The sequence below is a fragment of the Bacillus cereus group sp. TH152-1LC genome, assembly GCF_027710505.1.
In the GTDB taxonomy this organism is placed as follows: Bacteria; Bacillota; Bacilli; order Bacillales; family Bacillaceae_G; genus Bacillus_A; species Bacillus_A mobilis.
Map to the genome: position 1 here is coordinate 462,807 of NZ_JAQFNK010000002.1, position 14,554 is coordinate 477,360.

Genomic DNA, 14,554 nt, shown 5'->3' on the forward strand with positions numbered 1-14,554 from the left:
CTTTTTTGTTTGGACTAGCGGATGTGATAGTGAATAACTTGTTTCGTTTTCTAATACGATTAAATAGGAAGAAATCACTTGTTATTACTATGGCAGAGAAAGAGATTGAAGGTGTGAATCGATGTATTCGTATCGTATTGATTAGTATAATGATGTCAGTAATTTGGCTTACGATACAAGAAGCCATTCAAATTACATTCAATTATCAAATTCATGATTTGTTAATAGTAGCTATTTGTTTTATCACTATTTATCTTTTTTGTGATAAACTCGGATTAAGGTAAGTTTTGAGAGAAAAATATAGGTATTTCATTTGAAATGTCGAAAAGTACATACGATGTCGTAATAACAAATTTTCTATTGTTTACTGTGAAACAGAAGAAGGGGAGATAGTAGTTATGAAACGAGCGCTTATTAATATTGATTATACATATGATTTTGTAGCCGAAAAAGGTGCTTTAACATGCGGGAAACCAGGACAAGAAATTGAGAAAGAAATTGTACATATAACGAAGCAATATATTGAAAATGGAGATTACGTTGTCTTTGCGATCGATAAACATGAAGAAAACGATGTATATCATCCAGAATCAAAGTTATTCCCGCCTCACAACATAGCTAGTACAAAGGGAAGAGATTTGTTCGGTGAATTGCAAGATGTATATGAAACATATAAAAGTGCTGAGAATGTATATTACATGGATAAAACACGATATAGTGCATTTGCAGGAACAAACTTAGAGATGAAGTTAAGAGAAAGAGGAATAGAAGAAGTTCATCTTGTAGGTGTTTGTACTGATATTTGTGTTCTCCACACAGCAGTAGACGCTTATAATAAAGGATTTAAAATTGTAGTTTATGAAAAAGCGGTTGCATCTTTTAATGCGCAAGGACATGAATTTGCACTTGGACATTTTAAGTCATGCTTACATGCAGAAGTAAAGTAAAAAAAGAGGCCTTTAAAAAGGTCTCTTTTTACGTTATAGCTCATTGTTAGTAACCTCCGCGAGTCAAAATATTTTTAAATGAACAATTCGGCGTTGTGTTAATATTTCACTTTTTGTTTAGGAAAGTATTGAGGTCTTAAAATAAATTCATTTAATAAAATTTCAATTGTCAGCTCCCTTTAGGTGATGAAAAAGGGTATATTTATAGAAGAAAGTGTAACAAGTTTTAAAGAAATCAAAAGTTATGACAATAAATTAGTTTTTCGTGAAATTTTCATTAGTTAAGGGTGTGGTTGGATGAGTTTATTAACGTATACTGAAGAATTTTTTAATTATGTAAGAGAGTTTTTACTTTTAAGATTTTTACTATTTGCTTTAGTTCTAATCATTATCTCATTTGTAATTAACCGTATTATTGATTGGTTTTTTAGGAAATCAAGCTTTTTTGATGAAGAGGTAGAGCAAACGATTCAAAGTGTGATCCGATCTATTTTTAGATATATCATTATCATCAGTCTAATCATATATTTAATTAGCCAATTTGTAGATATAAAAAGTATAATTGCAGGCGCAGGGATAGCGGGGGTTGTTATCGGTTTTGCTGCACAACAGATGCTAAAAGATGTTATATTAGGCTTTGCGCGATTAGCGGACAAAGAGTTTCGTGTTGGCGATTTTGTTACTTTTAACGGAACAAATTCAGGAACAATTGAGGAAATTAGTATTCGTTTTATGCAAATTCGTGAATGGTCAGGAAAACTCCTAACTATACCACATGGAGAGATTAGGACGATACAAAATTTTAATAAAGGATGGATGCGCGTAATTGAACGGATTACGGTAAGTTATCAGGAAGATCCTACAAGAGTTAAGGAATTGTTGGAAGAAGTTTGTGTGAATTGTAATGAAAAATTGGCTCCAAGTCTTTATAAAGTAGAGGATGAAGCTGTTGAGCCATTTAAATATGTTGGTGTTACAGATTTAAATCCGAATCTTAAATATGTTGGATATGAATTTTGTATTACAGGTTTAATAAAGCCAGAAGATTATTTTGAAACTTCTAGACAAGTAAGATTTGAATTGATGTCTATGTTCCATAAGAATCAAGTGCAGATGCCAGCAGCCAATATGGTCGTTACTGCTGAAAGCTTACAGCATGCCCGTGCTGGACAATCTTTACCCCACTTTAATGGGCAGTAAGATCCCCACCTCAAAATTCAGCGAAAGCAAAGAAGTTAGGTGGGGGGGCAACTGCCCATAAAAGTCCGATTGGTTCAACTAATAATCAGTGGGGATGAAGAAAAACCCCACTGATTAAAGTTTCACTTTATCGGACAGTTAAAGTAGAACAGTTTGTTAACAAAAATTCTGCATCCAACATTGGATAGAAAAATAATAATAAAATGATTGAGATAAAGAAAGAGCCAAAGGAAATTGGCTTTTTTTAATTTGTAGAATTTAGAAATTTCTTAATGTTATAATGGTAGTTGGTGATGAAAATGAACTTTGAAGAAAAAGAGATGTATCGTTTAGAAGCATTAAAAGCAATTGCTGAATTATTAAATGAAGCAACAGACTTACAGGACATGTTAGAAAAAGTGTTACATACATTGTTACAAGTTATGAATTTACAAACAGGGTGGATATTCTTTATCGATGAAAGTGGAAAGCACCGTATGCTTGTAGATCAAAACTTACCTCCAGCTCTTACGTGGCAAGAAAAGAGGCCAATGTGTGAAGGAGACTGTTGGTGTGTAGAGCGTTTTGTAAATGGGAGATTAGAAAAAGCAACAAATATTATTGAATGTAAGCGGATAGAGGATGCGATTGAATGTAATTGGGGAGAGACAGAAGATGTTACGCATCATGCGACAATTCCTCTTAGGTCTGGGTCGGAGAAGTTTGGTCTATTAAATGTGGCCTGTGGCCTCGCCTCAAAAAACACATTTTTCAGAGGAAGAATTAGCATTATTAGAATCAATTGCATTTCAAATAGGAACGACAATACAACGTATTCAGTTAGTGGAAAAAGAACGTAAATACGTAGTGGTAGCTGAAAGAAATCGACTTGCACGTGATTTACATGATTCAGTAAAACAATTGTTATTTTCTATTATGCTAACAGCAAAAGGTACTCTAAATATGACGCAAGATAGAGACTTGCAAGAGATGTTAAGTTATATTGGAGAATTATCACAGGAAGCATTACAAGAAATGACACTTTTAATTTGGCAATTAAGACCGGAAGGATTAGAGAAAGGTCTAGCAGAAGCAATTAAAAATTACGGGAAGTTGTTAGGGATTCATGTGGAAGTTCGAATTGATGGAATGGTTTCAATTGGGGATGAAATAGAAGAAGTTTTATGGCGTATTAGTCAAGAAGCAATACATAATTGTAAAAAACATGCATCATGTGAAAAGGTAAATGTTCTTTTAAAAATAGAAAATAACCAGCTATATTTTTACATAGAGGATAACGGAATAGGATTTATACAAGATAACGTAAGAGAGACAGCGCTCGGCTTAAAAAGTATGAAGGAACGTATTCAGTTAATGAAGGGATCGTTTCAAATAAAAACGGAGCTGAAAAAGGGTACGAAAATTGAAATTCAATTGCCGGTTTGAAGGGGAGAAGAAGGTTGAAAATTAAATTACTTTTAGTTGAGGATCATCATATCGTTCGAAGAGGACTTGTATTCTTTTTGAAAACGAGAGAAGAATTTGAAATTGTTGGGGAAGCAGAAAATGGTGAAGAGGCATTAATATTCGTCCAAACAAAAAGACCAGATGTAGTATTAATGGATCTATCAATGCCGAAGATGGATGGTATTGAAGCAACAAAACGGATAAAACAATATGATGAGACAATAAAGATACTTATATTAAGCAGTTTTTCAGAGCAAGATTATGTTTTACCAGCACTAGAAGCTGGAGCAGATGGTTATCAATTAAAAGAAGTACAACCTGAGCAACTTGTTGCTTCTATCATTGCAGTACAGGAAGGTAATGCGAATTTTCACCCGAAAGTAACACCAGCACTCTTAGGACGATCAGCAGTCAAAAAAGAAAAAGAAAACCCTTTTTCCATGCTAACGAAAAGAGAGCAAGAAGTACTTCGTGAAATTGCGAAAGGGAGAAGCAATAAGGAAATTGCAGTAGAGCTTCATATTACAGAACAAACTGTAAAAACGCATGTTTCAAATGTTTTAGCTAAGCTGGAAGTAGATGATCGTACGCAAGCTGCATTATATGCGGTGAAGCATAGAGGGAATAATAAATTTGAATAATTATGTACTATGTTGCGACAGAATACATAGGAGCCTTTAAAATTTATCTCGCTATTTTCGGGATAATAATCATTGGGAGATGTACAATAAGCTCGCTAATTAAAACTTCAATTTATAGTAGTGCCAAATAAAGGTTTTTCTTCTTTCGATAATTAGGTACAATAAAGCTACGATGGAAGGGGAAGATATGCTATGCCAGGTACAAGAAATGGGCTTGGAAAGATTCAGGCTTCGTTAAACGGTTTATCACCGAAATTGCGAAGTATTGCTGAACATATATTGAAACATCCACAAGATGTTGTACATAAATCTATTACAGAATTAGCTGAAGTTACGAATAGCTCCGAAGCTACGATATTCCGCTTATGTAAGCACCTTGGTTTTCAAGGGTTTCAAGATTTAAAGATTACATTAGCTCGTGAAATTGTACATACTCCAATGCAAAATATTCATGAAGAAGTATCGGCGGAAGATAGCATGGTAACTGTTGCTAAAAAAGTTTTTCATTCGCATATTACAGGACTGCAAGATACATTACATTTGCTAAACGATACAGCACTAGAGCAAGCGGTAAAAGTATTGCAAGATACAAGCCGTATTGAGTTTTATGGAAATGGTGGTTCCGGTATTATTGCGATGGATGCATATCATAAATTTATGAGAACAGGTATTTCTTGTATTGCTCATACAGATTCACATTTTCAAATTTTGGGTGCGGGTTTACTAACTAAAGAAGCAGTGGTCATTGCAATTTCTCATTCTGGTAGCAATAAAGGGTTACTGGAAGCGTTAGAAGTAGCAAAAGCAAGGGGAGCTCGCATTATTGCAATTACGAGCTATCAGAAATCAGCATTAAGTCAACTTGCTAATATTACTTTATATACTTCAACACGTGAGACGGAATTCCGCACAGAAGCCAGTTCATCAAGATTAGCACAGTTAAGTTTATTAGATACTTTATACGTTGGGTTATCGTTACAACGCCAAGAAGAAACGTTGCAAAATTTACAAAGTATACGTGAAACAATTTCGATGAAACGAATATAAAAGGTCCTTCAGTTGAAGGGCTTTTTATATTGGTCAATAGTCGTTTGTGAAAATCTGCTGATTATAATTTTCTGTTTTAAGAATCTTTTTTAATTGAGTCTTATACTCCGCACCTAGAATTTTAATTAACGATACATGAATGAAAATTCAGTTTTCCTTTAAATATAGTAAGAAAATATTTGGTTAATAATTCAAATATTGTTCAATATTTAACAATAAGCTTTTAAAATTACATGTTATGATGAACCTGTAATGATGATTGAACATTTAAATTTGGCATAATGATTAGCCAAATCAGTGAAGACAGAAGTTTTGAGATGTACTCATTAAAATTCTAAAACACTAAAGGGGAGATCACATATGAAAGCAGTAGTAGTTAATAAAAATAGTAAAGCAAACATTGAAGTTATCGAAAAGGAATTACGTCCGTTACACTCAGGTGAAGCGTTAGTAGATGTAGAGTATTGTGGGGTTTGTCATACTGATTTACACGTTGCAAATCATGATTTTGGAAACACAGATGGTCGTATTCTTGGTCATGAGGGTGTAGGTATTGTTACGAAACTTGCTGATGATGTTACTTCACTAAAGATAGGTGATCGTGTAAGTATTGCATGGATGTTCCAATCTTGTGGACGTTGTGAATATTGTGTAACTGGTAGAGAAACATTTTGCCGTGAAGTTAAGAATGCTGGTTATTCAGTAGATGGTGGTATGGCGGAGCAATGTATTGTTACAGCTGACTATGCGGTGAAAGTACCAGAAGGATTAGATCCTGCTCAAGCATCATCAATTACATGTGCGGGCGTAACTACATATAAAGCAATAAAAGTATCAGATATTAAACCTGGTCAACCTATCGTTATCTATGGTTGTGGTGGATTAGGTAACCTAGCTATCCAATATGCTAAAAACGTATTTGGTGCAAAGGTAATTGCAGTAGATATTAATGATGATAAATTAGCCTTAGCAAAAGAGGTTGGAGCTGATATGACTATCAATCCAATTTCTCAAGGTCCTGCTGATAAGATTGTGCAAGATGAGTTTGGTGGTGCTTATGCTGCTGTAGTAACAGCTGTTTCTAAAGTAGCATTCAACTCAGCAGTTGATGCAGTACGTGCTTGTGGTAAAGTCGTTGCAGTCGGTTTACCAGTAGAAACTATGGATTTAAACATTCCGCGACTTGTATTAGATGGAATTGAAGTAGTTGGTTCTCTAGTCGGTACACGTAAGGACTTAGAGGAGGCATTCATGTTCGGTGCAGAAGGCAAGGTAGTGCCGGTTGTTCAAACGTGTTCTCTAGATAAAGTACAAAATGTATTCGAAGAAATGGAACAAGGTAGAATTCAAGGACGTATGGTAATCGATTTTAAACAGCATAATTGTGATTGTAAATAATTCACTTTAAATATAAAGAATATGAGTCTAGCAAAGGATATTAAAAAAGTTAGACGGCATAAAGAAGCTGATCCCTGCATTCAACAAGGATCAGCTTTTTTAATATCAATGCTGATTAATGAGAAATGATTAAAGGTTCACTTTATCTGCAAACGAAAAAGAATCTTTACTTTTAACAAATTTTTTATGATCTGGAACGGTTTGAATTGCTACTGCTTGTAAATCTCTTGCTTTCAGTGCATCTTGAATCCCGATTGTCATAAGTTTAATAAAAAGAATCGTAATAAAGAATGAAACGAGAGTATAAAAAATAATCCACCATGAAAGATTCATTTCATAACGATTTAATCCAATAAGTCCTGCCCAATCATTAGATAGAGAAACAGGTTTGAGCACTCCGTCATAGAGTTCCCGCATTTGTATCCCGCCAATTACAATGTCAAGCAACGCTAAATGGATAACGAGTATGAGTGCTTGGACGATATGTTCCATGAATAACACAAATAAGCGATCAACTAATAAGACTCGTAAGTGTTTTTTGATAATATGAAAACGGCTAGCCCCTAGCAATTGGGAACTTAAAATGTAATCTTTTTTCATAAATTCATCAACCTCTGAGGATATATATAAAGAAAGTGTGGGCAGAGCGACGAAAATAAGTACGAGTACTTGATAAAACGCAAATGAAATATTTGGATCTAATCTATCAGCATTTGATACGATTACAATATTAACGGGCGTGATGAGTATAAATGCGATAAATAAAGTAGGAATGTAATAAAAAACTTCTGAGCATGACTGGAAAAATCTCTTGAATTTTGGAGCATATAAACTTAAGAGGATTCCTATACATGTTCCGAATAAAATTCGAAAGAAGCTAATTGCCACGGCTAATAAAATGGTAAATTTTGCTCCTTCTATAATTTGTAAGAAAACAGATTCTCCAAAACGATCAGATCCAAAAGGCGGTATTAACGATGGTGGAAAGGGGGCCTTTCCAAGTAATTCGTTATTGTCATTGTAAAGTAACTGAGGAGTTTTTGGAATGGTATCTTTAAAGAACCAGCTATAAATAAAACTCGCTGAAACAAGTATGAATAAATAAGTAAAGCCGATTAAAAATCGTTTTGATTTCCAAATAGATTTCATAGAGCTGCTCCTTTCAATTGCTTTTGCCATTTATTCATGATGAGAGAGATTATTTGGAAAATGGCGTAAAACGGTAAAATAATCATGACAAGTATGATAAATGCAGCTGGAGGTGAAATAAACGCCTTTTTAAATAAAAATTGAATAATGCCTTGCATATTAAAAACGAATTCTAAAATGAATAAGTTAGAAAGTAAGAAAACAAAAATCGTTTTTAAATGGTGGAAGAAGTGGATAGATATATTTTTGAATAAATGAATACAAAGTATATAACTTGATGAAAGGCCTTTGCCATATGCAACCTCTACGTAATGTTTTCCATGTTCTTCTTTTATGTATAACACCATCATTCGAAACATTTGTAATGTAGGTAAAACAGATAAAGATAAAATAGGGAGTAAATAAGCTCGATTTTCATTATAGGAAATAATGGTGAAAGGAGCTTCTCCGAATTTCTGAAGTACCCATATGAAAAAGATTTGCAAACAAATCATCATCATCATATCAGGGACAGCTTCTAATATGAACACAATTCGGTTTATCCATTTTTTTATATAATCTTTTGCTAAAAAATAAAAAAATGCCATGCTAGATGAGATAAAGAGTGCAAGCAAAAAGGCTACAAATAATACAGTAAATGAATATAGATAAGGTTCTAAAACAGTTGGAAATAATGGTGTTGTTTTTAAATGACCATACTTTGGGTCTGATCCTATAACCAACAATGATTCAGGGGAGAAAACCTGTTTTAACAGAGTAACGATCTGGTCAAAAAAATAAATGGGTTGAAAGGTAAATCCTTGTTGAGTGATAAATAAATAAGGTAAATTTAATAATAGTAACAGTGATAAAAGAATGGATGAAAGCTTAATTGTGAATTGAGATATTTTATGTAACATTAAATCCCTCCGACATCTTTTTACAACATTATACAATAAAGTTTAAAATGTTGTTTTATTTTTCTGAAAAATATAAATACTATTAGATTTTATAGTATGGAACATATATTTACAAGTTAATAAAGTGATAGTAGGATCCGCGTTCTAAGATTATTAGGATAAAAGCACGAGTGTACCTAATGCAATAAAAACAAACAAGGGTAAAAATTGCCATTGCGGAGGTAGTTGCTGTACAACTCCTTTTTCATACAAATGTGTAGAATGTATGGAAGGACCATGTATGTGGTGTTAATCAGAGGGAAGGAATGTTTTGCGAAACGAATATGATGCAACTTTAGCCCACGGATAAGCTAAAGTTAGTATGTAAGTGAAATGGAATGAGGGGATTTATTTTTTGTGATGAAAAAAATTTTCTTTTTAAAACTTGATTAAAGAAAAAATATTTTATATACTAATTCATGTAAACGGTTTACTAAATCGTATTTTGCTAGAAACGAAGGGAAGATTCGCATGGAAACAAGGGGGAGAGTTATCGGGATTGATATCGGTACCACAAGTACAAAAACGGTTGTGTTCACAGAAAAAGGAAAAGTCGTTGCATCACATGCAGTTGATTATCCAATTATTCAACCGAACGTCGGATGGGCTGAGCAAGATCCTGATGTAATATGTGCTGCTGTATATAAAACTGTAAGCGTTGCCATCAAAAAAGGTAACGTGTTACCAGAAGATATTTCTTCAATCGGTATTAGTTCAGCGATGCACGCATTAATTGCAGTAGATGAAAATGGTGCGCCATTAACGCGTTCTATCATTTGGGCAGATAATCGAAGTACGAAGCAATCAGAAAAATTATTACAACATATGAATGGGCATGACATTTATAGACGAACGGGTACACCAATTCATCCGATGTCGCCGCTTTCTAAATTATTGTGGATGAAAGAGGAAGAGCCAGAATTATATGCGAGTGCTTATAAATTTATTTCCATTAAAGAGTATGTTTTGTATCAATTATTCTCACGTTACGTAGTGGATTATTCGATAGCATCTGCAACTGGGTTATTTAATTTAGAAACATTAAACTGGGATGAAGATGTTTTAACGATGTTACATATGTCACCAGAACAATTATCCACACCTGTGCCAACTACATATATTTTATCGGGTATGAAGCCTGAATTAGCACAAAAGATGGGCATTCGTGAAGATACCCCAGTTGTTATTGGTGCAAGTGATGGTGTCCTTGCGAATGTAGGCGTTGGGGCAATATCTCCTGGATCGGCTGCAATTACGATTGGAACAAGTGGTGCGGTTCGAACAATTTCATCAAGTGTTAATACAGATGAAAAAGGAAGAACGTTTTGTTATGCATTAACAGACGAGCACTGGGTGATAGGCGGACCAACGAATAACGGCGGAATATTATTGAGATGGTTACGTGATGAATTTGGTAGCCCAGAACAAGAAGTAGCAAGGAAACTTGGCATTGATCCTTATGATTTATTAATTAAATATGCGGAAAGTGTACCAGCTGGAGCAGGTGGATTGCTATTTTTACCGTTTCTTTCTGGAGAACGTGCACCTTACTGGAATGCAAATGCGCGTGGTACATTCTTTGGAATTAACCTTCAGCATAAACGAGAACATTTTATACGAGCAGTTATGGAAGGTGTTTGTATGAGCGTATATTCTGTTGCACTTGCAATTAGGGATTGTACAGGGCCACTTACTGAAATACGCGTTTCAGGAGGATTTGCGAAATCTGCATTTTGGAGACAAATGCTATCCGATATGATGGGAAAAGAATTGCTTGTTCCTGAAAGTCATGAAGCATCTGCGCTTGGGGCAGCGGCAGTTGCTTTATATGCTGTAGGAAAAATTGATTCTCTTGAAGAGGTAAAGGATTGGATTGATATTGTTCATCACCATGTACCGAATAAAGAAAATACGGCTATATATTTAGAAATGTTTTATATGTATGAACGACTTTACAATCGCTTGAAAGAAGAATTTGATTGTATAGCTGCTTTCCAACGTAAACAATAGGGGGATTGGGAGAAATGGTAGTTGGGATCGTACTAGCGGCAGTTGTCATACTACTTTTACTTATTACGGTAGTAAAGTGGCATCCATTTGTCGCGTTAATTTTAACAGCAATTGGTGTAGGGCTAGCAATGGGAATGCCATTGATTGGAACTTCACCAAAAGATCCAGGGATTATCGACTCTATTAAACTAGGGCTTGGTAATACGTTAGGGTTTTTAGCGATAGTTTTAGCATTAGGAACGATGCTTGGAAAAATGATGGCCGAATCTGGCGGTGCTGAACGAATTGCTACCACATTAATTGATCGTTTTGGGAAGAAACGTGTTCACTGGGCAATGATGTTCGTTGCATTTTTAGTAGGAATTCCAGTATTTTTCCAAGTTGGATTTGTACTATTAATTCCATTAGTATTTACAATTGCGTTAGAAACTGGGGTATCACTTATTACAATCGGTATTCCACTAGTAGCAGGACTATCTGTTGTACACGGACTCGTTCCACCGCATCCAGCAGCGATGGCAGCGGTAGGTATTTTTAAAGCAGATGTAGGGAAAACAATTTTATATGCATTAATTGTCGGACTTCCAACTGCAATCATTTCAGGTCCGCTTTACGGGAAATGGATTGGTGCTCGTATACATAAAGAAGTGCCATTAGATATAGCAGAGCAATTTATTGAAAGAGATAAGAAGAAGGAACTTCCTAGTTTCGGAAATACATTGTTTACTATTTTACTTCCAGTATTTCTAATGCTTGGTGCATCGATTGCGGAAGTCGCGCTAAGCAAAACAAGTCAACTTGCTCAAGTATTGCACTTTATTGGAGATCCAATCGTCGCACTATTAATTGCAACGATATATTCTTTCTTTAGTCTTGGTTATGCAAAAGGGTTCTCAAAAGATAAAGTATTACAATTTACAAATGATTGTTTAGGACCAATTGCGAACATACTGTTAGTTATTGGTGCAGGCGGTGCGTTTAATAAAGTACTATTAGATTCTGGAATTGGAACGACAATCGCAGAAATGGCGAAAGAATCTCATATTTCACCGATATTATTAGGCTGGGGAATTGCGGCTCTGATCCGAATTGCGACGGGATCTGCTACAGTTTCTATGATGACAGCAGCTGGAATTGTAGCACCGATTGCAGCAAGTACACCAGGAGTAAACGTTGAACTGTTAGCACTTGCAACAGGTGCAGGATCATTAATTTTATCACATGTAAATGATTCTGGATTTTGGATGATTAAAGAGTATTTTGGAATGACTGTGAAAGAAACATTATTAACATGGACTGCAATGGAGACCATATTATCTGTTGTAGCACTTGGACTAATTTCGTTATTAAATATATTTGTATAGAATGGGAGATTGATTAATATGAAACTAGGTTTAATTGGATTAGGAAAAATGGGATTCCCATTAGCAGAACATTTATATGAAGACAAGCATGAAGTAGTTGTATACGATGTAAATAAAGAGCTTGTTGAAAAGGCTGGGGCTTTAGGGATTACTGCTCGTTATACATTAAAAGAAATGATTGCTGAACTAGAGGCTCCGCGTACAATTTGGGTAATGGTACCTGCGGGAGAAGTTGTTGAATCTGTATTAAAAGATGTGTATCCATTATTAGAGGAAGGCGATATCGTTATTGAAGGTGGAAATTCATTCTATAAAGATACGCTACGCCGTGCGGAAGAAGCGAAAAGCTTTGGTTTACATTACGTAGATATTGGAACATCAGGCGGTGTAGAAGGAGCTAGAGAAGGTGCTTGCTTAATGGTTGGTGGAGAAAAAGAAATTTATGATCAATTAGAACCTTTATTTAAAGATTTAGCAGTAGAGAATGGCTATTCTTATGCTGGCCGCGTTGGAAGTGGTCATTTCTTAAAAATGGTTCATAACGGTATTGAATACGGTATGATGCAAGCAATCGCTGAAGGATTTGAAGTGTTAGATAAAAGTGATTTTGATTTCAATTATGAAGATGTTGCAAAAGTATGGGCAAATGGATCAGTTATCCGCGGTTGGTTAATGGACTTAACTGAAAAGGCATTTGCAGATGATCCAAAACTAGATGGTATTAAAGGTGTAATGAACTCTTCAGGAGAAGGGAAATGGACTGTGGAAACGGCACTTGAACTTCAAGCGGCAGCACCGGTAATCGCAATGTCATTATTTATGCGTTACCGTTCTCAAGAAGATGATACATTCCACGGAAAAGTAGTTTCAGCTCTTCGTAATCAGTTCGGTGGACATGAAGTTGTGAAAAAATAGGAAATGATTTTTGAAAAGAAACTTGTGCAAAGGCGCAAGTTTCTTTTTTTATAGTGAAAGAAATTTCTCATTTGAAAATACCAATCAATCATTGTTTATTTGTACTGATTGTATCAAATATAAAGGGAAGTATGAAAGATGTCCCAACATAAAAATAAGAATAAATAAAATGAAGTTTTCATAAATAGTAAAAGGATGGTTATGTCATCAATGTAGCTATGAAATAGTGTTACATACGAGAAGAGCGTGTTAATAAAATATGAGGTGGTTAAATGGGAAATGAGCAAGTAAAGAATACAGGAAAAGAAAAAAAGTTATGTCTTTGTATGATTGTTAAGAACGAGTCTAGAATTATGGAAAGATGTTTAAATGCCACAAAATCAATTGTGGACTTTGTTTCTATTTGTGATACGGGATCAACTGATAGTACACCTGAAATTATTGAAAATTGGTGTAAAGAAAATGAAATCCCTGGAACAGTTCATCATGAACCATTTAAAAACTTTGGTTATAACAGAAGTTTAGCAGTTTCATTGGCACAAAAAACATATCCAGAAGCAGATTATTTATTAATATTAGATGCGGATATGATATTAGAAGTTGATTCTGATTTTGATAAGACTAGTTTAACGGAAGACCATTATCTTACATTGCAATATGATATTCATATTAAGTATTGGCTTACACGCCTTCTTAAAGCTTCTTTACCATGGAAATCTGTTGGTGTTACTCATGAGTATTGGGATATAGATCGTTCCAAAGTTGGGGCGGATTACAATACGAGGGTAGCTAGGTTAGAGACGCTTGTCGTTAATGATCCTGGGGATGGTGGTAGTAAAGCTGATAAATTTGAGAGAGACGAGAGGTTGTTGTTACAAGGATTAAATGATCCAGAAACAACGCCAGATTTGCATATAAGATATTTATTTTATTTAGCCCAAACTTATTTTCATTTAAGTCAATTTGAAGATTCGATTGAATGGTATAAAAAACGAGTGGAAGCAGGGGGATGGGTTGAAGAGGTGTTCTATTCGTTATTGCGAATAGGATTTTGTTATGAACAATTAGCAAACCGTTCGGCAAATAAGCAACATGAAGTAACAGAAGCGGATGAAAAAGAAACTATGAAGAAGCAAGAAGAACAATATACAGCATTAGCAATTCTTTATTTTCAAAAAGCGTGGGAATATAGACCAACTCGGGCTGAACCATTATACCAGCTTGCAAGAATGTATCGATTAAAATCTCAAAATAATATTGCTTTGATGTATGCGTTGCAAGGGAAGGAAGTTCCTTTCCCGAAAGATGATCTTCTATTTGTAGATTATCATGTGTATGATTACTTATTTGACTATGAGATTTCTATAAGTGCTTTTTATATACCGCATAAAAAACATTTGGGTGCAGTATCACAACAATATTTGGAATCGAAAAAAGAAGAGCTACCGTTTCATATAGCAAATATGGTAGAAAGTAATGCGAAATTTTATTAAATACAA

12 protein-coding genes and 1 pseudogene are annotated in these 14,554 nt (G+C 34.7%); 11 read left to right on the forward strand and 2 right to left on the reverse strand.

Going from position 1 to position 14,554, the window contains the following annotated elements; translation table 11 throughout:
• Nucleotides 1-29: 29 nt before the first annotated feature.
• From PDL00_RS08890 to adhP, 7 genes and pseudogenes are all read left to right on the forward strand, one after another.
• Nucleotides 30-284 (forward strand): hypothetical protein, encoded by a 255-nt coding sequence (locus PDL00_RS08890; RefSeq protein WP_242252065.1) that lies wholly within the window; start codon nt 30-32, stop codon nt 282-284.
• A gap of 114 nt (nt 285-398) precedes the next feature.
• On the forward strand, nt 399-947 hold the full coding sequence (locus PDL00_RS08895; protein ID WP_242252067.1) for a cysteine hydrolase family protein: 549 nt from the start codon (nt 399-401) through the stop codon (nt 945-947).
• Between the two features lie 297 nt (nt 948-1,244).
• Nucleotides 1,245-2,147 carry a mechanosensitive ion channel family protein gene (locus PDL00_RS08900; RefSeq protein WP_242252068.1) on the forward strand — a complete coding sequence of 301 codons (903 nt, stop codon included), beginning with the start codon at nt 1,245-1,247 and terminating at the stop codon, nt 2,145-2,147.
• Nucleotides 2,148-2,467: 320 nt separating this feature from the next.
• A pseudogene (locus PDL00_RS08905) lies at nt 2,468-3,572 on the forward strand (sensor histidine kinase).
• A gap of 14 nt (nt 3,573-3,586) precedes the next feature.
• The gene (locus PDL00_RS08910) at nt 3,587-4,234 is read left to right on the forward strand and encodes a response regulator (protein WP_270728613.1); all 648 of its coding nucleotides are present in this window, start codon (nt 3,587-3,589) and stop codon (nt 4,232-4,234) included.
• Nucleotides 4,235-4,426: 192 nt separating this feature from the next.
• Nucleotides 4,427-5,281, forward strand: coding sequence for a MurR/RpiR family transcriptional regulator (locus tag PDL00_RS08915; RefSeq protein WP_270728616.1), 855 nt, complete (start codon nt 4,427-4,429; stop codon nt 5,279-5,281).
• Between the two features lie 360 nt (nt 5,282-5,641).
• Nucleotides 5,642-6,679 carry an alcohol dehydrogenase AdhP gene (adhP, locus tag PDL00_RS08920; protein ID WP_063262781.1) on the forward strand — a complete coding sequence of 346 codons (1,038 nt, stop codon included), beginning with the start codon at nt 5,642-5,644 and terminating at the stop codon, nt 6,677-6,679.
• Between the two features lie 129 nt (nt 6,680-6,808).
• Here the strand turns inward: adhP and PDL00_RS08925 are convergent, their stop codons facing one another.
• Together PDL00_RS08925 and PDL00_RS08930 are read right to left on the reverse strand one after the other, a co-directional pair.
• Complete coding sequence (locus PDL00_RS08925) at nt 6,809-7,828, reverse strand: ABC transporter permease (RefSeq protein WP_071724082.1); 1,020 nt, start codon at nt 7,826-7,828, stop codon at nt 6,809-6,811.
• On the reverse strand, nt 7,825-8,727 hold the full coding sequence (locus PDL00_RS08930) for an ABC transporter permease subunit (protein ID WP_063262783.1): 903 nt from the start codon (nt 8,725-8,727) through the stop codon (nt 7,825-7,827). The genes PDL00_RS08925 and PDL00_RS08930 overlap by 4 nt, the downstream gene beginning before the upstream one ends.
• 510 nt (nt 8,728-9,237) lie before the next feature.
• Here PDL00_RS08930 and gntK point away from each other — a divergent pair.
• From gntK to PDL00_RS08950, 4 genes are all read left to right on the forward strand, one after another.
• The gene (gntK, locus tag PDL00_RS08935) at nt 9,238-10,776 is read left to right on the forward strand and encodes a gluconokinase (protein WP_061678447.1); all 1,539 of its coding nucleotides are present in this window, start codon (nt 9,238-9,240) and stop codon (nt 10,774-10,776) included.
• A gap of 14 nt (nt 10,777-10,790) precedes the next feature.
• Nucleotides 10,791-12,140, forward strand: a complete 1,350-nt coding sequence (locus PDL00_RS08940) for a GntP family permease (protein ID WP_061678446.1) — start codon at nt 10,791-10,793, stop codon at nt 12,138-12,140.
• Nucleotides 12,141-12,158: 18 nt separating this feature from the next.
• Nucleotides 12,159-13,055 carry a phosphogluconate dehydrogenase (NAD(+)-dependent, decarboxylating) gene (gnd, locus tag PDL00_RS08945; protein ID WP_061678445.1) on the forward strand — a complete coding sequence of 299 codons (897 nt, stop codon included), beginning with the start codon at nt 12,159-12,161 and terminating at the stop codon, nt 13,053-13,055.
• Nucleotides 13,056-13,327: 272 nt separating this feature from the next.
• A complete protein-coding gene (locus PDL00_RS08950; RefSeq protein WP_270728622.1) occupies nt 13,328-14,548 on the forward strand; it encodes a tetratricopeptide repeat-containing glycosyltransferase in 1,221 nt (406 codons plus the stop codon).
• Nucleotides 14,549-14,554: the final 6 nt, after the last annotated feature.